Below are 24,817 nucleotides of genomic sequence, written 5' to 3'. Positions count from 1 at the left end.
CCTGGGCCTTCTAAACGGGAGCCGGCAGCTTGCTGCGCCATGCCAGCGCCGCCACATAGCCCGGCGGTGCCGCGAGCGCCATGGCCTCCAGCCCGGACCATTGCGGCACGGTGCTTTCAACCGACCACCGGCCGTCCCGGTCGGGATGAATGCCCACGCAACGCAGGTGTTCGGCAATGCCCACGCCGATGGCCTTGAGCACCGCTTCCTTGCCCACCCAGCACTGGTACAGGGCGCGCTGCGGATCGGTCGCCCGGGCCACCGCGACGCGCTCCCGATCGGTCAGAACGGTCTGCGCCAGGGAATCGATGTCCAGGCCTGCGCGGCATCGCTCGATGTCGATGCCCACGGCGCTGACGGCGCCCGGGTCCGCCACGGCGATCAGGGCATGCCCCCCCGAATGCGACACGTTGAACATCGGCACTTCGCCACCCCGGTCGACGAACGGCTTGCCATGGGCATCCTGCGCCAGCGGCACCTCGGCGGGCCCGCAGCCCAGGCGGTCGGCCAGCAAGCGCCGGGTGGCCGCGCGGGTTTCCGCGAAACGCAGGCGATCCGCCGCCCGCAGGAACCGGCCGGCGCGCACCCGCTCTGCCGGGCTCAGAACGTCCAGGGGCAAGGCGCCCCCGCTTTCCAGATCGAAGTCGAGGCGGTAGCCCTGGATGCCCGCCGGCAACGGCTCAGGCAAGCGCTGCAGCGGCATGCGCACCTCCTGCGGTGGTCTGCGCCAGGCAGCACACGAACGACGCCAGAAAAGGGCTTTCCTTTGGTCGCGGAAAGATGTGTCCGCCGTCGAACCCGCCGCGTGTGCACGCCGCGCTCGACTCTGCCGACCCAGCCTGCATGCTCGCCGGATCGGTGTGGCGAAAGCTCTGACCCACCCGGTAAGCCACCGCGAGCGCATCCAGCGTGGGGCGCAACAGCCCGGCGCTTTTCCAGGCCCCCTCCGGTGTACCGGCTGGCTCCCGCAAGCCGGCGATCAGCGCGGCATCGTTGCGCTTGCCCACGAACCGATTCGGTTCACGCATCGGGGAAAGTCCCGTCGTCGCGGTCGAGGCCGCTGGTTGGCATGGATACGTCCTTGGCCGGTGGAGAGGCGATGGCCGCACAACGGCGGCAGCCAGGCAGGCGGATCAGTCCTGCGCCTTGGGCAGGGCTTGCACCGAGGTGCTCTCCTCCAGGTCGCCCATGGGTGCCGTCAGGCCGGCCAGCAGCCAGAGCCGCGCCGCCTTGTCGTACGCCTTGCGGTGCGCCTCGTCGGCCGCCAGCCAGTGCATCATCGCCTCGCGGGCTGCCGGGTCGAAATTCTCGCGGTCGTACTCGCGCTGCACCCAATCCCACGCCACGGCCCAATGGGGGTCGGCTTGTGTCATGCCTCAAACTCGCTCGCGCCGCGGCGCATCGGTGGACCAACCGACCGGATGCGGATGCACCGGCCCTGGCTGACGGCCACCTTACCGCAAGTAGGCCTCGCGGGGCAAAGCGCTTTTTCGGAAAGTGCGGAGTTCGATGGCGCCGTGGCGAACGGCTCAATCGTCCGTGAGCAGGTGGTGCAAGGCGGCAATGGCCTGGGTGGCTTCGGCGATCAGCCGGTTGACCAGCCCCAGGGCGCAGCCCAACGAGATGGCGATGTCGCGCTGCGTCATGCCGTCGAGCCGGTACAGCTGGAATGCCACGCGGGTTCTCGTGGGCAGGTCCGCCAGCGCCTTTTCGATCAGGCCCACGAGCTGCCGATCGCGCATCAGGCGGTCGGGCGACCCGGGCCCGGCCACCTCCAGGGCTTCGACATCCATGCCGGAGGCAACGCAGTTGCGCTCCACGGCCTGCCGCCGGCAATGGTCGAGCGCCAGATTGCGCACCACCTGGCAGCAGTAGCCGATGGGTTGGTCGATCTTGCGTTCGCTCGCACCGCCGACGATGCGCAGATAGGCGTCCTGCACGATGTCGTCCGCCAGATCCATCGTGCGAACGATTTTGTGCGCCACGCGCAAAAGCTGCGCCCGGTTGGCCACGAACACCTCTCCGAGCGATGGCCCGGACGAATGCAAAGACATGTACAGCACCTCCCAGTGAACTGAATAAATCGCCATGGTCCGGGGCGGCTGACTGCCTTGCCCCTGGCCCGGCGGGTCGCCCGCCTACCGCCCCGTTGCCATCCTGCGCCAAAAGAGCAAGCGGTTATTTCATGAACTATTTCATCGATCATCCATGAAATGTTAATGAGAATTATTATTAATTGGTGACAGAAAGAAACCGCGAATCCGCGGTGACTGACCTTATCCATGAAGACGTGCGAGCGCGGAAGATGAAGACAGGGGGAAGGTGCCAACGCACGCGCCCTGCTGCATGGCCTCGGTCAGAAAATGCTGCGAACCGCCACATCGGCGCGAGGATCGCCTCCGATCCCGGGCCTTCGGAAGGCGGGCGACGCCTTCCGCAGAGCCAGGGCCGGGAGCGCTCATTTCAGATATTTGCTACTTAATTTATAGCAACAATGGCAAACAATCCGCCGGCATGAGCGGCTTTTGACTGCCATGACTGCCAATGGCAGCCAGCGGACCTTCTCCGCCGCTTCGGCCTACCCCTGCGCGCCCTCGCCGCCCCCTTCGTCGTCCGGGGCGACACGCCGCTCGTGCACGGCCTTCACGGCCGGGTGTGCCAGCACCTCCACATAGAAGGCATCCGCCCCGTCCGCCGCCGCAGCGCCCACGCGATCGATCAAGTCGGCCAGCGGCACGGTTTCCGCAGACTCCTTCGTCAGGCCGAAGCGGCAATCGAAGTCCCAGTAGTTCGATCCGGCGGGCAGTTCACGCTTGCGTTCGCGGCGCAGGTATTGGCGGATTTCATGCTTGACGCCATCCAGAACACGCTCGCGCTGCTTGTTGGGGGAAATGAGGGTGAAGTTTTTTCGCATGGGCGATGGTAGCCCCAGTGGGCCGCCCGCCATGCCGTGCCACCGCATGGCCGCCATGGCAAAGAAACTTGAATCCGTTGCAGCACCAGCCCCGTACCCCACCACAGGAACACGGCGGAGGCGATCCATGGCATGCAGTGCCGGGCATCGGCCGGCCCCGCTTTCCTGCCTCTCCGGCAACGGCTCCCTGCCGCTGGACCGACATGTGACCTTCGTGCTTCGCACACCACCAGGAACCACCATGATCGACATCCCTGCATCGCCCCTTGAAATCCTGCAACGCCGCTCCGACAAGCTCAAAGAGCGTCGCATGTTCTTTCGCAAGACCGGGGGCTTTGCCGCCGGCATGGCGGGAGGCGCCATCCTCACCGCGTGCGGCGGCGGATCGGGCCCGGCCGTCGGCGCCGACGCGCCCACCGACCCGGAGATTCTCAATTTCGCGCTGAACCTGGAGTACCTGGAGGCGCAGTTCTACCTCTACGCCACGACCGGCGCCGGCCTGCCCGATGCGCAGACCACCGGCACGGGCACGCGCGGCACCGTGATCGGCGGCACCAAGGTGCCCTTCTCCGACCCGGTGGTGGCGGCCTACGCCAAGGAGATCGCCGCCGACGAGCTGGCCCATGTGAACTTCCTGCGGGCCGCCCTGGGATCGTCCGCCGTCGCCATGCCGTCGATCGACGTGGGCGGCACCGACCCGAACGGTGCCTTCTCCAAGGCAGCGCAGGCCTCGGGGCTGATCCCGGCCGGGACAGCCTTCAATCCCTACAAGGACGATCTGAGCTTTCTGCTGGGCGCGTTCATCTTCGAAGACGTGGGCGTCACGGCCTACAAGGGCGCCGCGCCGCTGATCCAGAACAAGACCTACCTGGAGGCCGCTGCCGGCATCCTGGCCGCAGAGGCCTACCACGCGGGACTGGTGCGCACGGTGCTGTATTCGAAGGGCATCGATGCCCAGGCGGCGGCGGGCAAGATTTCCGACGCGCGCGACACCCTGGACAACTCCAAGGACCTGGACCAGGGCATCGCGCCCGACGCCAGCGGAGCATCGAACATCGTTCCGCTGGACGCCAACGGCATCGCCTACAGCCGCTCTCCGGACGACGTGCTCAACATCGTCTATCTCACGCCCAACGCGGCCAGCCAGGGCGGGTTCTTCCCAGCCGGCGTGAATGGCAGCCTGCGGCTGAGCAGCGTGTACATGTAGCCGCCCGAAGGCACCGCCGCGGCGTCATGCCGCCGTGGTCTCCACGCACCCCCGCCCATCCTTGCAGGAGTCCTTGCCATGCCATTGCATTCCCATGATCCGGCAAGCCATGCCGAAGTGCCCGTGCATCACACCCTGTCCTGGCGCCAATGGCTGGGGCTGGGCATCGTGGCCACGGGCCTGGCCATCCTCTCGGCACAGGCCATGGGTGGCCTGGTCAGCGGGGACGACCAGATGCGCGGCGCCCTGCTGGGCGGGCTCATGGCCGCGGCAGCGACGGCGCTGGGCACGCTGCCCGTGCTGCTGTCGCAGAAGTTCTCGCAACGCACGCACGACACCATGCTCGGCTTCGGCGCCGGGGTCATGCTCGCGGCCAGCGCTTTCTCCCTCGTCATTCCCGCCTTGGCCGCGGCGAAGTCCCAGGGCGCCGGGCCGTGGGGAGCGGGCGGCATCGTGGGCGCGGGCATACTGGGCGGGGCCCTGTTGTTGCTGCTGATCGATCGCGCCGTGCCGCACGAGCATTTCGTGAAAGGGCTGGAAGGCCCGCAGGCCCGCGCCATCAAGCGCGCCTGGCTCTTCGTGCTCGCCATCACCCTGCACAACCTGCCCGAGGGCCTGGCCATCGGGGTCGCTTTCGCGGGCCCGGACGGCGTGGGTGCCAAGGCGCTGGCCGCGGGCATCTCCATCCAGGACGTACCCGAGGGCATGGTGGTGGCGCTGGCCCTGCGCGGCGTGGGCTACGGCCGCTGGATGTCCGCAGGCCTGGGCGTGGTGTCCGGCCTGATCGAGCCGGTGGCGGCCGTCATGGGCGTGGCACTGATCGGCCTGTCGGCCAGCCTGCTTCCCTGGGGGCTTGCTGCGGCCGCAGGCGCCATGCTGTACGTCATCAGCCACGAGATCATTCCGGAATCCCACCGCAAGGGGCACGAGGCCTTCGCCACGGGAGGACTGATGCTGGGTTTCGTGGTGATGATGCTGCTCGATACCGCCCTGGGATGAACGGCCCATCCCGGCTTTGCAGCGCTGTCTGCCTATGATTCGGCCCTGATGTACTTATTGAATTTTCAGTAAATCCTGAAAATTCAATAAACCCGAGGCACAATCGCGGCATGACACAGATCAAGCCGCTCCCCTCCCTGAATCGACAATTCGTGGCCCACTTCGGCGAAATGGGCAGCCGCTGGGGCATCAACCGCACCGTCGGGCAGATCTACGCCCTGCTCTACCTGTCGCCCCGCCCCGTCAATGCGGATGAAATCGCCGAGACGCTGGAGTTTTCTCGCTCGAACGTGAGCATGGGCCTGAAGGAACTGCAGGCCTGGCGGCTCGTCCAGTTGCGCCACCAGCCGGGGGACCGGCGCGAGTACTTCGAAGCACCACAGGACGTGTGGCAGATCTTCCGCACCCTGGCTGAAGAGCGCCGGCGCCGCGAGATTGAGCCCACGCTGTCCATGCTGCGCATGGCCCTGCTGGAAGAGCCCACGTCCGAGGACGAACGCCATGCGCAGCAGCGCATGCAGGACATGCACGACCTCATCGACCGCCTGATGACCTGGTTCGATGACGTGCAGCGCCTCGCCCCGGAGACCGCGATGCAGCTCATGGGCATGGGCACCGCCGTCACGCGGGTGCTGGAGTTCAAGGACCGGCTCACCGGCAAGGGCGGCACTGGCAAGCAGGGCGGAAAGGACCGGTAAATCGCCATGGACACCTTCATGCTCTCGCGGATCCAGTTCGCGGCCAACATCAGCTTTCACATCCTGTTTCCCACCATCAACATCGCGCTGTGCTGGTTCCTGGCGTACTTCCGGCTGCGCCACCGGGCCGCCGCCGGCACACCGGCCGCGCAGGGCTGGGAGCAGGCCTACTACTTCTGGACCAAGGTCTTCGCGCTGACCTTCGCCCTCGGCGTGGTGTCGGGGGTGACCATGAGCTTTCAGTTCGGCACCAACTGGCCCGGCTTCATGGAGCGGGCCGGCAACATCGCAGGCCCACTGCTGGGCTACGAGGTGTTCACCGCGTTCTTCCTGGAGGCGACTTTCCTGGGCATCATGCTGTTCGGCCGCCAGCACGTGAGCGACCGCGTGCACCTGATCGCCACCCTGCTCGTGGCCGGGGGCACCACCTTGTCGGCCTTCTGGATCCTGAGCCTCAACTCCTGGATGCAGACCCCTGCGGGCTTCGAGATCATCGACGGCAAGTTCCACGCGGTGGACTGGCTGGCCATCGTCTTCAACCCCTCTTTCCCCTACCGCCTGGGCCACAAGCTGCTGGCGTCCACGCTGACCGCCGGTTTCCTGCTGGCCGGCGTGAGCGCCTGGCAGCTGATCCGCGGCACAGCCACGCTCGGCACGCCCTTGGCGCTGCGCGCCGCCCTCGTCGCGGTGGCCGTGGCCATTCCCGCGCAGATCCTGATGGGCGACATGCATGGCCTCAACACCTTGCAGCACCAGCCTGCCAAGATCGCCGCGATCGAAGGCATCTGGCACACCGAGAAGGGCGCGCCGCTCACGCTGTTCGGCTGGCCCAACGAGAAAGAGGGCCGCACCGACTACGCCGTGCAGATCCCCAAGGCCGCCAGCCTGATCCTGGCGCATGACAGCGAGGCCGAGCTCAAGGGCCTCGACAAATTCCAAGGCGCGCATCCGCCCGTCGCGCCCGTGTTCTGGAGCTTTCGGGTGATGGTCGGCATGGGCATGCTCATGCTGGCGGTGGCATGGTGGGGCGCCTTCGCGCTGTGGCGCCGCCGCAAGGAGGCCTCGCCCGTGGCGTCGCTCCCGCGCGCCCTGCTGTTCACGCTGGTGGCCATGACCTTCTCGGGCTGGGTGGCCACGCTGGCCGGCTGGTATGTGACCGAGATCGGACGCCAGCCCTACTTGGTGTACGGCCTGCTGCGTGCCGCCGACACGGTGGCGCAGCACCCACCCTCCACCGTGGCGATGTCGCTCGCCGCCTATCTGGCGGTGTATGTCACGCTGCTGGTGAGCTATGTCGCCGTCATCAAGTACATGGCCGAAAACGCGGCCATGCCCACGCCGGCGGTCCGCCCGCCGGCGCCGCAAGCCGTTTGAGGTGCCCGCCATGGAAATGACCCTTGCCAATGTTCTGCCCCTCGCCTTCATGGCGGTCATGGGCCTGGCCCTGCTGGCGTACGTGGTGCTGGACGGCTACGACCTGGGGGTGGGCATGCTGCTGCCCTTCGCCACCGATGCCGAAAAAGACACCATGGTCTCCAGCATCGGACCTTTCTGGGATGCCAACGAAACCTGGCTGGTGCTGGGCGTGGGCGTGCTGCTGGTGTGCTTTCCGATGGCCCACGGCGTGGTGCTTTCAGCGCTCTATGCGCCGGCCACCGTGATGCTGCTGGGCCTCATCCTGCGCGGCGTGGCGTTCGACTTCCGGGTGAAGGCGCGCGATGCCCACAAGACCGCCTGGAACCGCACCTTCGCCGCCGGCTCGCTGGTAACCACGCTCGCGCAGGGCTGGATGCTGGGCGCCTACGTGACCGGCTTCGCCGGCGGCCTGTGGCCCACGCTGTTCGCCGCCGGCATTGCCGCCACGCTGCCCGCGGCCTACTGCATGCTGGGTGCCGGCTGGCTGCTCATGAAGACCGAGGGCGACCTGCAGCGCAAGGCGCTGGCGTGGGGCCGCGCGGTGCTGTGGCCCATGGCCCTGGCCTTGGGCGCCATTTCGCTGGCGACGCCTTTGGTCAGCCACACGGTGTTCGAGAAATGGTTCGCGCTGCCTCAGCTCTTCGTGCTGCTGCCCATTCCCCTGGCCTGCGCCGCGGCGCTGTTCGCGATCCACCACGTGCTGCACACCCCGCGCATCGTGAACGCGGGCTACGGCTGGATCGTGTTCGTCGCCACCGTCGCGGTGTTCCTCCTCGCGTTCTTCGGGCTGGCGTACAGCCTCTATCCCTACATCGTCATCGACCGCATCACGGTGTGGCAGGCGGCGAGCGCGACCGAATCGCTCGCGGTGGTGGCGGTGGGCGTGGGCATCACCCTGCCGGCCATCGTCGCCTACACCATCTTCATGTACCGGGTGTTCTGGGGCAAGGCGAAAGCGCTGACGTACGGGCTTTGAGATCGCTGCCCGGGCACGCCATGCCATGGCAATCAGGGCCATGGCGGCGTGTGCACCTACACCGGCCGGGCAGATTTGGCCGGCCGTTGCGAAGACGATTGCATTAGCATTCCCGCAACATGAGCAGCAGCGAAAAGCCCCCCGTACCCGGCCCGTGGCAAGCCTACGTGGCCGAAGGCGCCCCCGGCGAAGTGTCCGACCACAAGGACGACATTTTCTTTGCGGCCATCGAAACCACCCGCATGCCCATGCTGGTGACCGACCCCCGCCAGCCCGACAACCCCATCGTGTTCTGCAATCGGGCTTTCGTGGCGATGACGGGCTACTCCGTCCAGGAGATCATGGGGCACAACTGCCGATTCCTGCAGGGCCCGGCGACCGACCGCAACACCATTGCCGCCATCCGCGAAGCCATCGAGCAACGGCGCGAAATTTCGCTGGAGCTGCTCAACTACCGCAAGGACGGCTCCTCGTTCTGGAATGCCCTCTTCATCTCACCGGTCTACAACAGCCGGCGCGAGCTGGTCTATTTCTTCGCCTCGCAACTGGACGTGAGCCGGCGGCGCGATGCGGAGGAAGCCCTCTCGCAGGCGCAGAAGATGGAGGCCCTGGGCCAGCTCACCGGCGGCATCTCCCACGACTTCAACAACCTGCTCCAGGTGATGTCCGGGCACCTGGACGTCATGCGGGTCAAGAATCGCAACAACCGCCTGGGGCCGCAGGACATCGACCGCTCCATCGACAGCATTCGCAGTGCGGTATCCAAGGCATCCACGCTGACCCAGCAGCTGCTGGCCTTCTCGCGCAAGCAAAAGCTCAAAGGTCGGGTGGTCAATCTCAACAGCCTCGTCCGGGGCATGGCCACGCTGGCCGAACGCACGCTGGGCGAAGCCATCGAGATGGAATACGTGCTCGGCGAAGACCTGCCGAACTGCGAGCTGGACACGACGCAGCTCGAAGTGGCTGTGCTCAATCTGTTGCTGAACTCCCGTGATGCCATGCCCAACGGAGGCCGCATCCGCGTGGAGACCCAGGGCATCCACCTGGATGCGCAGGATGGCGACACCTTCTCCGGACTGCAGTCCGGTCACTACGCCACCATCTCCGTGACGGACACCGGCGCCGGCATCCCGCCCGAAGTGGTATCGCGCGTGATGGACCCCTTCTTCACCACCAAGGAAGAAGGCAAGGGCACGGGCCTGGGCCTGTCGATGGTGTATGGCTTTGCCAAGCAGTCGGGCGGCGCCGTCACCATCTATTCGGAAGTGGGCCTGGGCACCACGGTGCGCATGTATTTCCCTGCCGTGCACGGCCGCCCCCATCCCGACTTGGCCGAATCGCTGACCCCGAAAAACCGGGGAGGCAGTGAAACCATCCTCGTGGTGGACGACCGGGTCGAGGTGGCCGAACTGGCCCAGGCCATGCTGGAGGGGCTGGGCTACACCGTGCACGTGGCGCACAGCGCCCACGCCGCGCTGAAACTGGTGCGGGCGTTGCCGCAGGACGCGCTGCCGGATCTGCTCTTCACCGACGTGGTGATGCCCGGGGGATTGAACGGCTACGAACTCGCGCGGGAGATGCGCAAGACCGTGGCGGGCATCCACATCCTGCTCACCACGGGGTTCGACCGCGACATGGGCAGCCTGGCCAACGTGGCGCCGACGGAGTTCGAGATCCTGAAAAAACCCTATCGGTTGGCGGACCTGGCACGCAGCGTGCGCATGGTGCTGGACGGCGCCACCGGCACCCGGACCTGACCGCATGCACCCGGGCGCGCGATGCAGTGAAATTTCGCGACGCCAGCAATCCAACGGCCACAGGCCTGCGTACAGGAAGCAGGCCGCACATTCCGACGCGGCATTCCAGGAGCCGCACATGCCGAAAAGCACCGCCAATGCCATTCGATGGGCCGAGCAAGGCATCGTGCCCGACCAGATGGTGCGGTACGGCATTCGCCGGCTTCTGAAAGAACGCCTTCAGGAAATGCGCAGCGGCGATGCCGCAGCCACGGCAGAGCAGACGCAGGCCTTCGTGGATGCCATGCGCAAGGCCGAGCTGGCACCGCTGCCCGACAAGGCCAACGAGCAGCACTACGAGGTGCCAGCCGAATTCTTCGGCGCGGTGCTCGGCCCGCATCGCAAGTACAGCAGCGGCTACTGGGGCGACGGAGCCGCCACCCTGGCGCAGGCAGAAGAAGCCGCGCTCCTGCGAACGTGCGAGCACGCTGGGCTGGCCGACGGGCAGCGCATTCTGGAGCTGGGCTGCGGCTGGGGGTCCCTCACGCTGTGGATGGCGCAGCGCTACCCTGCCAGCCGCATCACTGCCGTCTCCAATTCGCACTCGCAGCGCGCCTACATCAATGCGGAAGCGGCCAAGCGCGGTCTGTCCAACGTACAGGTGATCACCTGCGATTTCAACCGCTTCGACATTGCGGCCCGCTTCGACCGCATCGTTTCGGTGGAGATGTTCGAGCACCTTCGCAACTGGCCGCAGGCCTTCGCCAACGTATCGCGCTGGCTCGCACCCGGTGGCCGGTTCTTCATGCACGTGTTCGCCCACCGTGAGGCGCCCTACCCGTTTGAGGAACGCGACGCGAGCGACTGGATGAGCAAGCATTTCTTCTCCGGTGGCATGATGCCCAGCGACGATCTGGCCCTGCACTGCCAGGACGATCTGCAGTTGCGGCGGCGCTGGCGCTGGGACGGCACGCATTACGAACGCACGGCGCGCGCCTGGCTGGACAACATGGATCTGCAACACGACGCGCTCATGCCACTGTTCCGCCGCACCTACGGAGAGGACGCCCCGGCGTGGTGGAGCCGGTGGCGCCTGTTTTTCCTGTCGGTGGAAGAGCTCTTCGGCTTTGACGGCGGGCAGCAGTGGTGGGTGAGCCACTACTTTTTCCACCGGCGCGACTGATCGGAACGGCATGAATGCATCGGCTACCGTCACCTGGGCCCTGTACGGCCTCGCCTGGGCCCTGTCCGCTTCCGTTGCCACATGGCTGGTGAGCCTGGCCCGCAGGGACGCCAGCCTGGCCGACCGCGCGTGGCCCGTGCTCATCGCCGGCTGCGGCGCCGTGTACGGGGCCTTGGCCCCGAGCCTCGGGGCCCGAGGCGTTGCGTTGCTGCTGCTGTCGGGGATCTGGGGACTGCGGCTGTGCGCCTACATCACCGCACGCAATTGGGGGCACGGCGAAGACCACCGCTACCGCGCGATGCGCGAACGCTACCGCCCGAACTTCGCCTTCAAGAGCCTGTACCTCGTGTTCGGCCTGCAGGGCGTGCTGGCCTGGATCGTCTCGGCGCCCTTGCTGTCAGGCCTGGCGGCATCGCCCCGCCCACTGGGCACGATCGATGCGATCGGCATCACCCTGGCCGGATTCGGCATTGTGTTCGAAGCGGTGGGCGATGCGCAGATGGCGCGCTTCAAATCCGATCCCGCCCATGCGGGGCAGGTCATGGACCGGGGACTGTGGCGGTTCACGCGCCACCCCAACTATTTCGGTGAAGCCTGCGTCTGGTGGGGCCTCTGGCTCTTGGCACTCGCAGGCACGGGCTGGGCGGGCGTGTGGACCATCGTGTCACCCGCGCTCATGACGGTCCTGCTGCTGCGCGTGTCGGGCGTGGCGCTGCTGGAAAAAGACATCGCCGAGCGGCGCCCGGCCTACCGCGAGTACATGCTGCGCACCAATGCCTTCATTCCGGGACCACCGCGCACCGGAGGCCCCCGATGACCGGCCGCCTTGCATCCTGCGGCCGGCAAACCGCCTGGTGCGTTGCCGCCGCCTTGCTGTGGACCGCCACGGCCATGCCTGCGGCCGCGGCAATGCCGCCGGCCAACGAGTGGAATTTCCAGGTGGCCCTGGATGGCACGCCGATCGGTGAACACCGCTTTCGCCTGTCGGCGCCTGCGGCCCAGGAACGCGTGCTGACCAGCGAAGCCCGCTTTGCCGTCAAGCTGCTCGGCCTGGTGGTCTATCGCTACCGGCACGATGCCCGTGAACTCTGGCGCGATGGATGCCTTGAAGCCATCACCGCGGAGACGCAGGACGACGGCAAGGTCAACAAAGTGGACCTGCGCTTTCCCGCACCGGGCAGCGCCACTCCGCCCGCCGAAGGCATGCCCGCGTGCACCTTGAGCTTTGCGTACTGGAACCCCGCCATCCGCAGCCAAACGCAGTTGCTCAATGCCCAGACCGGCAAGATCGATGCCGTGCAAGTGGTGCGGCAGGGCGAAGGCACCCTCGACGTGCGGGGCGAAACCGTGGCGGCAGTGCGCTGGCGCATCACCGGGCTGCCGCACCCGATCGACCTCTGGTATGCCGCCGATGGCGCGTGGATCGGCCTCGATTCCACCGTGGGCAGCGGCCGCCGACTCAGCTACCGATTGAAGTAACCGACCCCCAGGAGAACACCCATGATGATCCGCCCCCTTGCCGTCGCCTATGCCTCCACGGCCCTGGTCTTCCTGGCGCTCGACGCCGTATGGCTCTCCACCATGGCCGACCGCCTTTACCGCCCCGCCATCGGGCACCTCATGCAGGACAAGTTTTCGGTGGCGCCTGCGGCGTTGTTCTACCTGATCTACGTCGCCGGCGTGGTCGTGATGGCGGTGTTGCCTGCGGTGGAGCAGCGCAGCTGGGCATCGGCCCTGGGCATGGGCGCCCTGCTGGGGCTGATCGCCTATGCCACCTACGACCTGACCAACCAGGCCACCCTGAAAGACTGGCCGTGGAGCGTGACGATCGCCGACATGTGCTGGGGCGCGTTCGTCACGGGCGCAGCCGCCACGGCAGCGTGCCTGGCCACCCTGCGCTGGGGCGGTCCGCTGCGCTGATTGGTTGTCGCCACGCGCCCTTCGACAAGGGCGTGCATCCGGCTCACATGCCGGCGAGCGCGCCGACCCATCGCGCGATGGCGCCATCGAAAACCACCCGGCCCTCGATACCTGCCAGGCAGATGCATTCGCCGCCCGGCTCCACCACCGGCTGATGGTGCACCTGCCCATCGGCGCCGTCGAAATCTCCCGGCCCGAACCGCGCACGCCCATCGTGGAAGGCGCCATGCAGCACCTGGGTCCATTCCACCTCGCTGTGCGTATGCTGCGGCAAACGCTTGCCCGCACCGATGCGCAGGAGCAGCACGTTGGCCTGGGCATCGTCCGGCAGGGTCACGCGGCTCCAGCGCATGCCGGGGCCCAGCCAGCGCCAGGGGGAGACCTGGCAGGCATCGAGCGCATCGGGCCAGAAGGCGCCTTCCGGCCAGGACGCCGGGCGTGTCGATGACCGCCGGCCAGGGACAGGGCGATGTGCAGCGCCGTCGATGGCGGCCAGGGTGCGCGCCAGGGCATCGGGCTGCAACGTGGCCGGGGCGATGCCGTCCAGCATGGCACCGCCGACCATTTCGAGTGTGCACAAGCGCTCGCGGCAGTGCGGGCACATGGCCACATGCGCCTGGATCAGCAGCGAGGCGGCCGCGGGCAGGTGCCCGGCGGCCTGGGCCAGCAGCACGTCGTCGGCAGGATGGTGTTGGATCGTCATGGCTCAAGGTGGCCGAGCAAGCGGCGCAAATGGTTCATCGCCAGGCGGACCCGCGATTTCACGGTGCCCAGCGGAATGCCCAGATCCTGCGCGATCCGGGCGTGGGGATGCTCTTCGAAGAAAGACAGCCGTAGCACTTGAGCCTGCTCAGGCGCCAGCTGCTGCAGGGCATGCCGCACGTCGCTCTCCTGTTGCGCGGCGTAGCAGTGTTCTTCAGGCGCAGGCGCCGTGTCGGGCAGCTGCTCGCCCTGGCCTTCGTCCTGTTCCAGCGCCAGATTGGATCGGCGCCGAAAGTGGTCCACCCGCAGGTTGCGCGCAATCGTGAACACCCAGGTGGAAACTCCGGCATGCGCCGGGTCGAACAGGTGCGCCTTACGCCAGACACTGACCAGTGCCTCCTGAGCCAGGTCCTCCGCCACGCTCTCCGGGGTTCCGAGGCGCATGAGGTAAGCCTTCACGCGCGGAGCGAAGTGCTTGAACAGCGCCGCGAACGCCTGCCGGTCGCCCTGGGCGGCCACCGCCTGGACCAGGGCGCTCAACGCGTCTCCCGTCGGATGGGCTCCATGGGTGGGTGGCTGGGTCACGATCGACAAATAAGGAGGCCAGGATTTTCGAGGCCTGGAAGGCCGCTCTGCGGGCTGGCGGACGGTGGTCATGCTGCTCATACGCAACACCAGGCGGATTAGATCACGCCCATCTGGTGGAATCCAAACGCGTGGTCACTGCGTATACCGACACAATACTCCGCGAGGAGACTTCGAGGATGGACGCAATGACAATCCACGCGGCGCCTGCGCCCGCATCGCCCGCCAAGGCCGCCCCGACGGGGCGGCCGCTGGACGTGGCCGTGATCGGCAGCGGCATTTCCGGCCTGTCGGCCGCGTGGCTGCTCGCCCAACGGCACCAGGTCACGCTGTTCGAGGCCGACCGCCGGCCCGGCGGCCACAGCCACACCGTCCACGTGCCCGGGCCGGAGGGCGACATCGCCGTGGACACCGGGTTCATCGTTTACAACGAATCGGCCTATCCCAACCTGACGGCGCTGTTCGCGCACCTGCAGGTGGCCACGCTGGCCACCGACATGTCCTTCGGCGTGAGCCTGGACGGCGGCGCACTCGAATACAGCGGCACCGGCTTCGGCGGCGTGTTCGCCCAGCGCAGCAATCTGCTGAGCCCCCGTTTCTGGTCGATGCTGCGCGATCTGGTGCGCTTTTACCGCCGGGCGCCCGCCGATGTCCGCCAACTGGGCGACCTCTCGCTCGATGCCTACCTCGACCAGCACGGCTATGGCCGGGCGTTCCGCGAGGACCACCTCTATCCCATGGCCGCCGCCATCTGGTCCACGCCCGCGGCGCGCATCGGCGAGTACCCCGTCCAGGCGTTCGTGCGCTTTTGCGAAAACCACCACCTGCTGAACCTCGGGCACCGCCCGGCCTGGCGCACCGTGCAAGGCGGCAGCCAGCGCTACGTGCAGAAGATCACGGAGGCTCTCGGGCAGGGGCTGCGCCTGGACAGCGCGGCCATCGAAGTGCGGCGCACCGCCGAGGGCGCCTACGTGCGCACGGGCGATGCGCAGGAATCGCGGCGCTTCGACCAGGTGGTCATCGCCACCCATGCCGACCAGGCCCTGCGCCTGCTGCCGGATGCGAGCCAGGCAGAGACCGACCTGCTCGGCGCCTTCGGCTACAGCCGCAACCGGGCCGTGCTGCACAACGACCCGGCCCTGATGCCCCGGCGCCGCGCGGTGTGGTCCAGCTGGAACTACGCCGCCGAGCGCGAACGCAGCGAGGCCCTGAGCGTGACCTACTGGATGAACCGCCTGCAGCACATTCCGGACGCCACCCCGCTGTTCCTCACCCTCAACCCGACGCAGGAACCGCACCCCCGCCACCTGCTGCACACGCAGACCTACGAGCACCCGATCTTCAACGGCGCCGCCATGCAGGCCCAGCGATCGCTCTGGTCGCTGCAGGGCCAGCGACGCACCTGGTTCTGCGGTGCCTACTTCGGCTCCGGCTTCCACGAAGACGGGCTGCAGGCCGGCCTCGCCGTGGCGGAGGCCCTGGGCGGCGTGCGCCGGCCCTGGAGCGTGGACGACGAATCCGGCCGCATCCACCTGCCCGCGGTCTCTGCGGGGGCTGCAGCGCACCCAGGGGCCGTGCAGTGACGGGCCAGTCCGCGCTCTATACCGGCCGCGTGATGCACCAGCGGCTCAGCCCGGCCCGGCACCGGCTGCAGTACCGCGTCTTTTCGCTGCTGATCGATCTGGACGAACTGGCAGGGCTCGACCGCCGCCTGCGGTTGTTCTCCGTCAACCGCTTCAACCTGTTCAGCCTGCACGAGAAGGACTACGGCGGCGCCGAGGGCCTGCCGATGCGCCAGCATGTGGAGCAGCAACTGGCCCGGGCGGGGCTGGCGCCCGACGGCCGCATCCAGCTGCTGACCATGCCCCGCATCCTGGGCTACGCCTTCAACCCGCTGACCGTGTACTTCTGCCACCGGTCCGACGGCGCGCTCCAGGCCCTGCTCTACGAGGTGAACAACACCTTCGGCGAGCGCCACAGCTACCTCATTGCCGTCCCCGAAGCCGAGCAGCACGCCACCCGCATCCGGCAGTCGTGCGACAAGGAATTCCATGTGTCGCCCTTTCTGGGGCTGTCGATGCGGTATGCCTTCGACATCGCCCTGCCCGCGGCGCAGCGCGACCACCTGGGCGTGGGCATCACGGCCAGCGATGCGAACGGACCCGTGCTGGTCGCGCGCTTCCATGCGCGCCGCCGGCCGCTCGACGACCGCGCCCTCGCCCGCACCTTCCTCACCCACCCGCTGCTCACGCTGAAAGTGATGGGCGCCATCCACTGGGAAGCCCTGAAACTCTGGATCAAAAGGGTGCCGCTGCACACCAAGCCGCCCGCGCCGGCCCTGCCCGTGACCATCATCAAAACCAAAGACCTATGACCCTCCCCACCCCCTCCACCGGACTTCCGACGGACGGCACGCATGCGGTCGCGTCGATGCCTCGCCGGGCCACCTGGCGGTCGCGGCCCCTGCAGCGCGTGCTGCGCCGCCTGCTGACCAACGTGCGCTGCGGCACCCTGACCGTGGAGCTGCCCGGCGGCGAACGCGCCGAAGGCCGCGGCACCGAGCCCGGGCCCCACGGCACCCTCGTGCTGCACCGCTGGCGCCCGCTGTGGCGCCTGGCCGTGGGCGGCGACCTGGGCCTGGCGGAGAGCTACCGCCAGGGTGAATGGTCCAGCCCCGACCTGGCGGCCCTGCTGGAGCTGGGCGTGCGCAACGAAGCCGGCTGGGGCCGCGCGCTACAGGCCAGCCTGCCGGCGCGGCTGCTGGCGCGGCTGTTCCACCTGCGCCGCGCCAACACCCGCCGGGGCAGCCGCCAGAACATCTCGTTCCACTACGACATGGGCAACGATTTCTATGCCCAATGGCTAGACCCGGACATGCTCTACTCCAGCGCCATCTACGGCACGGGCCAGGAATCGCTGGAGCAGGCCCAGCAGGCCAAGCTGGCCCGCATCGCCACCCTGCTGGCGCCCCGGGCCGGCGAACGCGTGCTGGAGATCGGCTGCGGCTGGGGCGCCCTGGCCATTGCCCTGGCCCGCGACACCGGCGCATCGGTGACCGGCCTCACCCTGTCGTCCGAGCAGTTGCGCCACGCCCGCCAGCGCGTGCATGACGAGGCGCTCACCGAGCACATCGACCTGCGGCTGCAGGACTACCGCGACGTCGAAGGCCAGTTCGACCACATCGTCTCCATCGAAATGCTGGAGGCCGTGGGCGAGCGCTACTGGCCGGCCTATTTCGAAACGCTCAAAGAGCGGCTGCGCCCCGGCGGTCGGGCCGTGGTGCAGGTCATCACCATCGCGGACGCGCAGTTCGAACAGTACCGCAGCACCACCGACTTCATCCAGCGCTACATCTTTCCGGGCGGCATGCTGCCCTCGCCCTCCCGGCTGCGGCAAGCGCTGGCGAACGCGGGCCTGGCACTGCAGGCCGCGGAAACCTTCGGCCCCAGCTATGCGACCACCCTGGCCGAATGGCGCCACCGCTTCCTGAGCGCCTGGCCCACGATCGAGCCGCTGGGCTTCGATGCGCCGTTCCGGCGGCTGTGGGAGTACTACCTGTGCTATTGCGAAGCCGGCTTCAGCACCGGCCGGGTGGACGTGGGCCTGTACACCATCGTCCATGCGCCGCCGGGCGCCCCGGACACGCCTGGCGCATCGCACCGTCCCGGGTAAACCGCACGCGCCCAGCGCCCCACACGGCGGGGTGCGTGCCAGAATCTCGCCATGCTTGCCCACACGGCTTATTCGGCCCATGCCGCCCTCGTTCCCCGCCGCTCCGACGACACCACGATGGGAACGCTCTACCGTGCCGCGATCGGCCCGGTCAATGCCGACTACTACCTGCCCGCCTTCGAGCGGCTGGACACCGCGGGCCGCCCGCTGCCGCGCTGGAACTGGGCCGCGGCCCTGTGCACGCTGAACTGGCTGGTGTTCCGCCAGCTCTGGGGGGCCGCCCTCGTCTATGTGGCGGCCCTCGAAGGCGTGGCGTTGCTGGTGTTCGCGCTGGGCCAGTACGTGGTGCAGTGGCCGCTGCCGGTGCTGTCGGGCGTGCTGCTCGCGCTCCTGCTGGCCGCCACGGTGGTGCCCGGGCTCTACGGCGACGCCATCTTCCACGCCGAGGTGCGCAAGCGCATCACCAAGGCGCTGTCGGCCTCGGCCACCTTGCCCCAGGCGGGCGAATGGCTCGCCCGCCGCGCAGCGACCCGGCGCCGGCTGGGGTGGATCGCCGCGGCCAACGTGGCGCTGGCGGTGGCTGCGCTGGCGCTGTACCTGCTGCTGCCTGCCGGGGCTTCTTTGGCAGGCCCTGCCACCGGCAACCCCCCTGCGGCAGCGCCCACGCCCGCCGCATCGGCCGTGCCAGCGACCGCCATCGGGGTGGCACCTGCCGCCAGGCCGGCGGCATCGAATGGGGCCAGCGGTGCCGTGCTGCCCGAAGCACCGGCCACCGTCCCCCCCGCAGCCGGGGCCAGTGCGCCCGCCGCGCCCGTCCCTGCGGCTTCGCTGCCGGCGAAAGCACAAGCCCCGCAAGCCACTCCGCGCGCGCCAGCGGCCTCCTCCGCAGCAGCCCCGGCCATAGCGGTTCCGGCATCCGCCGTCGCCTCCCAAGTCTCGGCAGAACCCACGCGGGCCACGGCGCCCAGCGCATCCTCCGCCGTACAGCCGCCCGCCGCCCGGCCCGCTCCATCCGCGGCCTCCGTACCGGCCGCCATGCCAGCGCAGGCGGCAGCCGCATCGGCACCAGCGTCGGCACCGGCCACGGCGGCCTCGAAAGCCGCACCCGCCAGCCGCGCGGCTGCCGAACCGGCCAAACCGCGCGCCTCCGTGCCCAAGCCAGCCGCGGCTCGGACGGTAACGGCCCCGGACAAAACCTCCACCCCAGCTGCGAGTGCAGCCAGCGCGACCGCCGCGCCCGACCGCCGCCTGTACATCAACGTCGGCCTCTTTGCCGAACCCGCCAATGCGCGCCGCGCCCATGCCCGGCTGCGGGAGGCCGGCTTGCCGGCCACGTCGCAGCCCGTCACCACCTCGGGCGGGCAGAAGCTGCTGCGCGTGCGGGTGGGGCCGTTCGCCTCCGCGTCGCAAGCCAACGCGGCGGCGGCCAAGGTGCGCGACCTGGGCCTGGATGCTTCCGCGGCGGCGCTCCCTGCGCCGGCGCGGAATTGACCCTTCGGCCCCCCCTAGCCGAGGGGACGGCGCGGGGACCGCTGCCGCGTTACCACTGGTGACCCTGCCGCCAGCACCCTGCGCTAAGGTGTGCTCCTTTCATTCACCAACGACATCGCTTTCCACCATGTCCCAACGCTCCCTGACGGCCTTCGCCCTCACCGCCGCCGCCCTGCTGGCCGCCGGCTGCACCACCAACGCCCCCTGGGGCAGCGCCACGCCGGGCACCCCCAGCAGCACGGGCGCGCCCGCGGGCGGCATCTGCAGCGGCCCACCCGCACAGGTGGTGGTCGGCCAGAACAGCACGGCCAAGGTGGTGGAAGACGCCCGGGTGCGCTCCGGCGCGCAGATGGCCCGCGTGCTGCGCCCCGACCAGATCGTGACCAAGGAGTTCGACGCCACCCGCCTGAACCTGCAGGTGGATGCCAACGGCCGCATCGTCGCGGCACGCTGCGGCTGACGACCTGCACCCGGTCGGCTCGGCCAGTGGTGGCTGGCGGTCCAGGCGCCGGAGCGCCCGCCCGTCAGTCGGCCAGAAAGAGCGCCTGCAGGTCGCTCAGGAAATCGAAGCCCCGCTCGGTGGGGCGCACGCGCGCCATGTCGCGCTCGATCAGGCCCTTGCGCTCGGCCTCGTCCAGCGCCTTGGCAATCGCGGTCAACGGCAGGCCCGTGCGCGCCATGAAGTCCTGCAGCGCAAACCCCTCGCGCAGGCGCAGCGCGTTGAGCATGTATTCGAACGGCAGGTCCGCCCGGCGCACCTCGTCGTCCTGCGCCACCGCATGGCCTGCCAGCGCGTGGTCCATGTACCGCCCCGGGTCCCGAAAGCGCACCTGCCGCACCACGCGGTGCGCGAAGCTGATCTTGCTGTGCGCGCCCGCGCCGATGCCCAGGTAGTCGCCGAACTGCCAATAGTTGGTGTTGTGGAAGCAGCCGTGGCCCTCGCGTGCATAGGCCGAGATTTCATAGCGCTGCAGCCCGGCCTGCGCCGTCATCTCGGTGATGCGGTCCAGCATGGCGTAGGCCTGGTCGTCCTCGGGCACCACGGGCGGGAACTTGGCGAACACCGTGTTGGGCTCGATGGTCAGGTGGTAGATCGAGATGTGCGGCGGCCCCAGCGCCAGCGCGGTGCGCATGTCCTGCTCCAGATCGGCGAGCGTCTGGCCCGGCAGGGCGTACATGATGTCGAGGTTGAAGGTCTCGAACGATTGCGCAGCCTCTTCCACCGCGGCCATGGCCTGGGCACCGTCGTGCACCCGCCCCAGCGCCTTCAGGAAACGGTCGTCGAAGCTCTGCACGCCGATCGACAGCCGCGTCACCCCGGCCGCGCGGTATGCCCGAAAGCGGTCTTTCTCGAACGTGCCGGGATTGGCCTCCATCGTGATCTCGCAATCCGCCTCCAGGCGCAGCCGCGCGCGCAGGCCGCCGATCAACTGGTCGATGGCGGCGGGCGAGAACAGGCTGGGTGTGCCACCGCCGATGAAGATGCTGTGCACCGTCCGGCCCCAGATCAGCGGCAGCGCCGCCTCCAGGTCGACCATCAAGGCGTCCAGGTAGCGCTGCTCGGGCAGGGCTTGTACACCGCCACCATCGCGGTACTCGTGCGAGTTGAAATCGCAGTAGGGGCATTTTTTCAGGCACCAGGGCAGGTGCACGTACAGCGACAGCGGCGGCAGCGTGCCCAGCTGCAGCACGCCCGGCCGCATGGAGTGCTGCACGTCGCGCACGGGCGCCGGCGCGGCCTCCGCCGAGGCCTCGGGAACGATGGGAATGGAAGGGGACACGGCCAGGAATCTCCGAAAGGCGCCAGCGCCTCAGAACCAGCGCTCGCGCATCAGCGCCAGCATCTGCTGCGCCGACCGGCCCCGGTGGCTATTGGCATTCTTCACCTCCGTCGGCAGCTCGGCGAAGGTCTTGCCGAACTCGGGCACGACCATGATCGGATCGAACCCGAAGCCCTGGCTGCCACGCGGCTCGCGCGCGATCTCGCCCACGACCCGGCCCACGGCGATGAGCGGCTCCGGGTCCTCGGGCGTGCGCACCGCCACGAGGGTGCTCACCATCGCCGCGCGGCGCTGGTCGATGCCTTGCATCTGCTCCAGCAGCGCGCGCACGTTGTTCGCGTCGCCCTTGTCGTAGCCGAATCGGGTCGCGTAATAGGCCGTGTCCACGCCCGGCAATCCGTCGAAGGCATCGACGCACAGGCCGGCGTCATCGGCCAGCGCCGGCAGTCCGGTGTGCTGGGCGGCAAAGCGCGCCTTGGCCAGCGCGTTCTCCACGAAGGTCCGAAAGGGCTCGGCCGCCTCACCGACGCCCAAGTCCGCCTGGCGCACGAGCACCACGCCGAGCGGCGCCAGCAGCGTCTGCAGTTCGGCCAGCTTGCCCTGGTTGTTGGATGCGAGTACGAGTTTCATGGTCAAAATGGCTTCCAGCACATATTCATCTAGGGCATACCGCTACAAATTCAATAGCAGATGCGATTTCCATCGGTGCAACGGGGCTGGCCAGGGGCAGCCAAGCCCGCATTCGCTATCCGTTGCGCAGCGCCTGCTGCTGCAGCGCCACCAGTTCGGCCACGCCCTTTTCGGCCAGCGACAGCAGACGGTCCATTTCCTGGCGGGTGAACGCCACGCCTTCGGCCGTGCCCTGCACCTCCACGAAGTGGCCGGCGCCGGTCATCACCACGTTCATGTCGGTGTCGCAGGCCACGTCTTCCACGTACTCCAGATCGAGCAGCGGCGTGCCTTCCACGATGCCGACCGAAATGGCTGCCAGCGGGGCCGTGATGGGCGATTCGGCCAGCTTGCCGCGCGCGATCAGATGGGCCACCGCATCCTGCGCCGCGACCCAGGCACCCGTGATGGCCGCCGTGCGCGTGCCGCCGTCGGCCTGGATCACGTCGCAGTCGAGCTGCAGGGTGCGCTCGCCCAGGCGCTGGAGATCGAACACGGCCCGCAGGCTGCGGCCGATCAGGCGCTGGATCTCCTGCGTGCGGCCATTCTGCTTGCCGCGGGCCGCCTCGCGGTCGCTGCGGGTGTGGGTGGACCGGGGCAGCATGCCGTACTCGGCCGTCACCCAGCCCTCGCCGCTGCCGCGCTTGTGGGGCGGCACGCGCTCTTCCACCGACGCGGTGCACAGCACCTTGGTGTTGCCGAACTCGATGAGCACCGAGCCTTCGGCGTGCATGGTGTAGCGGCGGGTGATGCGCACCGGGCGCAACTGGTCGGCGGCACGGCCGCCCGGACGGGTGAAAGAGGTCATGGAATGGGGTCCAGTAGGAAACGAAAACAGGGCGGCGAAAACAACACGGTCACCCGGCAGGCGCTGCGTCCGGCCGAGCGCCGGGCGGAGCGAGCGTTCAGGCCTTGCGGGCCGCCGAGCGGCGGATGGCCTCGTTGATCTCGGCGATGGAACGTTCGATGGCCTCGTCGTCCAGGTCGTCGTCCACCATGTCGAGCGGACCGGCCTGGATCGTGGAGGAAAACCCGTCGTCGCTGATGCTGTCGGTCGAAATGCCCTGGGTGGATTCGAACGCGTCCGGCGTCTCCCACTCCAGCGCCACCACGGTCACGTTGTCGCTGGTGTCGCCGGCCTTGCGCAGTGCGTCTTCGACCATGTCGGGCACCGACTGCGAGACCGGCAGGCGGCTCAACTGGCGGGCGATGGTCTCGTCGTCCAGCGTGCCCCACAGGCCGTCGGAGCACAGCAGGATGCGGTCGCCCTGCTCCAGGGCCACCGGGCCGGTGATGTCGTAGATGGGCTTGGTCGGCGATCCCAGGCAGGTGAACAGCACATTGCGGTTCACCCGTTCGATGCCCTGCAACGGCATGTTGCGCAGCTCCAGGTACGAATGGTCGCGCGTGCGCGTGAACAGCTCGCCCCCGCGCACCATGTACAGGCGCGAGTCGCCGCAGTGGATCCAGCTGGCAGAGCCCTCCTGCACCACCGCCACGACCAGCGTGGTGCGGGGCGTGTCCAGCATGCCGCGGTCGGCCGCGTAGCGAAGGATCTGGTGGTGTGCGGCCAGCAGCGCGTCGGCCAGAAATCCGTGCACGTCTTCCAGCGTGGGCTTGGCGTGCCGCTGGAACGCGGCGGACACCGTCTGCAGCGCCAGTTGCGCCGCCACTTCGCCCTCCGGATGGCCGCCCATGCCGTCCGCCAGGACGAACAGGCTGGACTCCCGCGTGTAGCAGTAGCCCATGCGGTCTTCATTGGTTTCGCGGCCGCCCCGACGGCTGACCTGGAAGACGGAGAATTTCATTTCGGCTTCGCCCCCATTCGCGTGGCCTCGCCCACCTTCTGCACATTCTTCTTGGTATCGGACACCAGCGTATCGAGCTGCAGCCGCATCTTCTCGCCCACGGACAGCTTGGTGTAGCGCCGCTCACCCTCGCGGCTCAGTTCCTTTTGCAAGGCGAAGACCGACTGGGGCCGCGACAGCGGATCGAGCGCCATGCACCATTCGACCACCTCGATCAGGTTGTCGGAGTACACGCCGCGCAGCTTGGTCAGCGCCAGCGACAGGCGGTCCTTGTCGGAGCGCTGCGGCGCCTCGTTGGGCGGGAATCCCTGCATGCAGGCATAGATGCAGGCGCCGATCGCGTAGATGTCGGTCCAGGGCCCCATCGACGAATCGCGGCGGTACATCTCGGGCGCTGCGAAGCCGGGCGTGTACATCGGGCGGATGAAGTTGCCCTCCTTCGAAAGCACCTCGCGCGCCGCGCCGAAGTCGATCATCACCGCCTTGTTGTCGTCGGTGATGAAGATGTTGGCCGGCTTGATATCGAGGTGCAGCATCTTGTGCTGGTGCACGATGCGCAGGCCGCGCAGCACCTCGTCGAACAGCGAGCGGATCGTGGACTCGCGGAACACCTTCTGCGTCTTGAGGTCGCGCGCGGTGATGATGAAGTCCTGCAGGGTGGCCCCTTCCAGGTAGTTCATCACCATGTAGACGGTTTCGTTTTCCCGAAAGAAATTGAGCACGCTCACCACCGAGGCGTGCGAGATCTGCGCCAGAGCCCGGCCTTCCTCAAAGAAACTCTTGAGGCCCAGGCGGTACAGCGACAGCTTTTCGGGAGGCACCTTGGGCAGCAACTCGCCCGGGCCGCGGGTGGCCAGGGAAGACGGCAGATATTCCTTGATGGCGACCTGCTGGCCGTCCGGATCGATGGCCAGATACACCACGCCGAAGCCGCCGGAGGAGAGCCGGCGCACCACGCGGTAGCCACCAATCGTGGTGTCGGGCGGCAGGGGGGCCGGCTTGATTTTTGACATATTTTGCGAAGAAACCTCGGGCACGAATCGGAACCCGGATAATCGCC

27 protein-coding genes are annotated in these 24,817 nt (G+C 68.2%); 15 read left to right on the top strand and 12 right to left on the bottom strand.

What is annotated here, in order from left to right; translation table 11 throughout:
* Nucleotides 1–10: 10 nt before the first annotated feature.
* The 5 genes from AVTE2539_RS02930 to AVTE2539_RS02910 all read right to left on the bottom strand — a co-directional run bounded on the left by AVTE2539_RS02930 (nt 11) and on the right by AVTE2539_RS02910 (nt 2,914).
* Nucleotides 11–703: a 4'-phosphopantetheinyl transferase family protein gene (locus AVTE2539_RS02930; RefSeq protein WP_284408291.1), complete on the bottom strand. Its 693-nt coding sequence runs from the start codon at nt 701–703 to the stop codon at nt 11–13.
* Nucleotides 681–1,007: a hypothetical protein gene (locus AVTE2539_RS02925; protein ID WP_284408290.1), complete on the bottom strand. Its 327-nt coding sequence runs from the start codon at nt 1,005–1,007 to the stop codon at nt 681–683. The genes AVTE2539_RS02930 and AVTE2539_RS02925 overlap by 23 nt, the downstream gene beginning before the upstream one ends.
* Nucleotides 1,008–1,133: 126 nt before the next feature.
* Nucleotides 1,134–1,373 (bottom strand): DUF4880 domain-containing protein, encoded by a 240-nt coding sequence (locus tag AVTE2539_RS02920; RefSeq protein ID WP_284407638.1) that lies wholly within the window; start codon nt 1,371–1,373, stop codon nt 1,134–1,136.
* A 156-nt stretch (nt 1,374–1,529) separates the two neighbouring features.
* The gene (locus tag AVTE2539_RS02915) at nt 1,530–2,054 is read right to left on the bottom strand and encodes a sigma-70 family RNA polymerase sigma factor (RefSeq protein ID WP_272548815.1); all 525 of its coding nucleotides are present in this window, start codon (nt 2,052–2,054) and stop codon (nt 1,530–1,532) included.
* A 524-nt stretch (nt 2,055–2,578) separates the two neighbouring features.
* Complete coding sequence (locus tag AVTE2539_RS02910; protein WP_284408289.1) at nt 2,579–2,914, bottom strand: DUF6172 family protein; 336 nt, start codon at nt 2,912–2,914, stop codon at nt 2,579–2,581.
* A gap of 241 nt (nt 2,915–3,155) precedes the next feature.
* Between AVTE2539_RS02910 and AVTE2539_RS02905 the strand changes: the two genes are divergently transcribed.
* From AVTE2539_RS02905 to AVTE2539_RS02860, 10 genes are all read left to right on the top strand, one after another.
* Nucleotides 3,156–4,121: a ferritin-like domain-containing protein gene (locus AVTE2539_RS02905; RefSeq protein ID WP_272564799.1), complete on the top strand. Its 966-nt coding sequence runs from the start codon at nt 3,156–3,158 to the stop codon at nt 4,119–4,121.
* 78 nt (nt 4,122–4,199) lie between these two features.
* A complete protein-coding gene (locus AVTE2539_RS02900) occupies nt 4,200–5,120 on the top strand; it encodes a ZIP family metal transporter (protein WP_284408288.1) in 921 nt (306 codons plus the stop codon).
* A gap of 110 nt (nt 5,121–5,230) precedes the next feature.
* Nucleotides 5,231–5,818, top strand: a complete 588-nt coding sequence (locus AVTE2539_RS02895) for a GbsR/MarR family transcriptional regulator (RefSeq protein WP_272564801.1) — start codon at nt 5,231–5,233, stop codon at nt 5,816–5,818.
* 6 nt (nt 5,819–5,824) lie between these two features.
* Nucleotides 5,825–7,192, top strand: a complete 1,368-nt coding sequence (locus AVTE2539_RS02890; protein ID WP_284408287.1) for a cytochrome ubiquinol oxidase subunit I — start codon at nt 5,825–5,827, stop codon at nt 7,190–7,192.
* 16 nt (nt 7,193–7,208) lie between these two features.
* Nucleotides 7,209–8,210, top strand: a complete 1,002-nt coding sequence (locus AVTE2539_RS02885) for a cytochrome d ubiquinol oxidase subunit II (RefSeq protein ID WP_502868884.1) — start codon at nt 7,209–7,211, stop codon at nt 8,208–8,210.
* Between the two features lie 119 nt (nt 8,211–8,329).
* On the top strand, nt 8,330–9,967 hold the full coding sequence (locus tag AVTE2539_RS02880) for a histidine kinase famiy protein (protein WP_272564805.1): 1,638 nt from the start codon (nt 8,330–8,332) through the stop codon (nt 9,965–9,967).
* 118 nt (nt 9,968–10,085) lie between these two features.
* Nucleotides 10,086–11,129: an SAM-dependent methyltransferase gene (locus tag AVTE2539_RS02875; RefSeq protein ID WP_284408285.1), complete on the top strand. Its 1,044-nt coding sequence runs from the start codon at nt 10,086–10,088 to the stop codon at nt 11,127–11,129.
* Nucleotides 11,130–11,139: 10 nt separating this feature from the next.
* Entirely contained in the window at nt 11,140–11,946 is an 807-nt protein-coding gene (locus tag AVTE2539_RS02870) for a DUF1295 domain-containing protein (RefSeq protein ID WP_284408284.1), read from the top strand.
* Nucleotides 11,943–12,608: a DUF6134 family protein gene (locus tag AVTE2539_RS02865; protein WP_284408283.1), complete on the top strand. Its 666-nt coding sequence runs from the start codon at nt 11,943–11,945 to the stop codon at nt 12,606–12,608. Before AVTE2539_RS02870 ends, AVTE2539_RS02865 begins: the two co-directional genes overlap by 4 nt.
* 21 nt (nt 12,609–12,629) lie before the next feature.
* Complete coding sequence (locus tag AVTE2539_RS02860; protein ID WP_272564809.1) at nt 12,630–13,049, top strand: DUF2177 family protein; 420 nt, start codon at nt 12,630–12,632, stop codon at nt 13,047–13,049.
* 43 nt (nt 13,050–13,092) lie between these two features.
* On the opposite strand, the gene AVTE2539_RS02855 is transcribed toward AVTE2539_RS02860, so the two are convergent.
* Nucleotides 13,093–13,752, bottom strand: a complete 660-nt coding sequence (locus AVTE2539_RS02855; RefSeq protein WP_284402688.1) for a ChrR family anti-sigma-E factor — start codon at nt 13,750–13,752, stop codon at nt 13,093–13,095.
* Complete coding sequence (locus tag AVTE2539_RS02850) at nt 13,749–14,408, bottom strand: sigma-70 family RNA polymerase sigma factor (protein ID WP_284408282.1); 660 nt, start codon at nt 14,406–14,408, stop codon at nt 13,749–13,751. The genes AVTE2539_RS02855 and AVTE2539_RS02850 overlap by 4 nt, the downstream gene beginning before the upstream one ends.
* A 116-nt stretch (nt 14,409–14,524) precedes the next feature.
* On the opposite strand from AVTE2539_RS02850, the gene AVTE2539_RS02845 reads away from it, so the two are divergent.
* From AVTE2539_RS02845 to AVTE2539_RS02825, 5 genes are all read left to right on the top strand, one after another.
* Nucleotides 14,525–15,919 (top strand): NAD(P)/FAD-dependent oxidoreductase, encoded by a 1,395-nt coding sequence (locus AVTE2539_RS02845; protein ID WP_284408281.1) that lies wholly within the window; start codon nt 14,525–14,527, stop codon nt 15,917–15,919.
* Nucleotides 15,916–16,710 (top strand): DUF1365 domain-containing protein, encoded by a 795-nt coding sequence (locus AVTE2539_RS02840; protein ID WP_284402685.1) that lies wholly within the window; start codon nt 15,916–15,918, stop codon nt 16,708–16,710. Before AVTE2539_RS02845 ends, AVTE2539_RS02840 begins: the two co-directional genes overlap by 4 nt.
* A complete protein-coding gene (locus tag AVTE2539_RS02835) occupies nt 16,707–18,008 on the top strand; it encodes an SAM-dependent methyltransferase (protein WP_284408280.1) in 1,302 nt (433 codons plus the stop codon). Before AVTE2539_RS02840 ends, AVTE2539_RS02835 begins: the two co-directional genes overlap by 4 nt.
* Nucleotides 18,009–18,059: 51 nt before the next feature.
* The gene (locus tag AVTE2539_RS02830) at nt 18,060–19,499 is read left to right on the top strand and encodes an SPOR domain-containing protein (RefSeq protein WP_284408279.1); all 1,440 of its coding nucleotides are present in this window, start codon (nt 18,060–18,062) and stop codon (nt 19,497–19,499) included.
* Between the two features lie 127 nt (nt 19,500–19,626).
* The gene (locus AVTE2539_RS02825) at nt 19,627–19,959 is read left to right on the top strand and encodes an I78 family peptidase inhibitor (RefSeq protein WP_284408278.1); all 333 of its coding nucleotides are present in this window, start codon (nt 19,627–19,629) and stop codon (nt 19,957–19,959) included.
* Between the two features lie 64 nt (nt 19,960–20,023).
* Here AVTE2539_RS02825 and hemW read toward each other — a convergent pair whose 3' ends face one another.
* From hemW to AVTE2539_RS02800, 5 genes are all read right to left on the bottom strand, one after another.
* The gene (gene hemW / locus AVTE2539_RS02820) at nt 20,024–21,280 is read right to left on the bottom strand and encodes a radical SAM family heme chaperone HemW (protein ID WP_284408277.1); all 1,257 of its coding nucleotides are present in this window, start codon (nt 21,278–21,280) and stop codon (nt 20,024–20,026) included.
* Between the two features lie 30 nt (nt 21,281–21,310).
* On the bottom strand, nt 21,311–21,910 hold the full coding sequence (gene rdgB, locus AVTE2539_RS02815; RefSeq protein WP_284407620.1) for an RdgB/HAM1 family non-canonical purine NTP pyrophosphatase: 600 nt from the start codon (nt 21,908–21,910) through the stop codon (nt 21,311–21,313).
* A 115-nt stretch (nt 21,911–22,025) separates the two neighbouring features.
* Nucleotides 22,026–22,757, bottom strand: a complete 732-nt coding sequence (gene rph / locus AVTE2539_RS02810) for a ribonuclease PH (RefSeq protein WP_272564819.1) — start codon at nt 22,755–22,757, stop codon at nt 22,026–22,028.
* A gap of 97 nt (nt 22,758–22,854) precedes the next feature.
* Nucleotides 22,855–23,757, bottom strand: a complete 903-nt coding sequence (locus tag AVTE2539_RS02805; RefSeq protein ID WP_272564820.1) for a PP2C family protein-serine/threonine phosphatase — start codon at nt 23,755–23,757, stop codon at nt 22,855–22,857.
* Complete coding sequence (locus AVTE2539_RS02800; RefSeq protein ID WP_272548837.1) at nt 23,754–24,770, bottom strand: serine/threonine protein kinase; 1,017 nt, start codon at nt 24,768–24,770, stop codon at nt 23,754–23,756. Before AVTE2539_RS02800 ends, AVTE2539_RS02805 begins: the two co-directional genes overlap by 4 nt.
* Between the last annotated feature and the right edge of the window lie 47 nt (nt 24,771–24,817).

Source organism: Acidovorax sp. SUPP2539, from assembly GCF_030158975.1.
Lineage (GTDB): Bacteria > Pseudomonadota > Gammaproteobacteria > Burkholderiales > Burkholderiaceae_C > Paracidovorax.
Note: the sequence above shows the minus strand (reverse complement) of the source record. Positions and strands in the feature narration are given on the sequence as shown.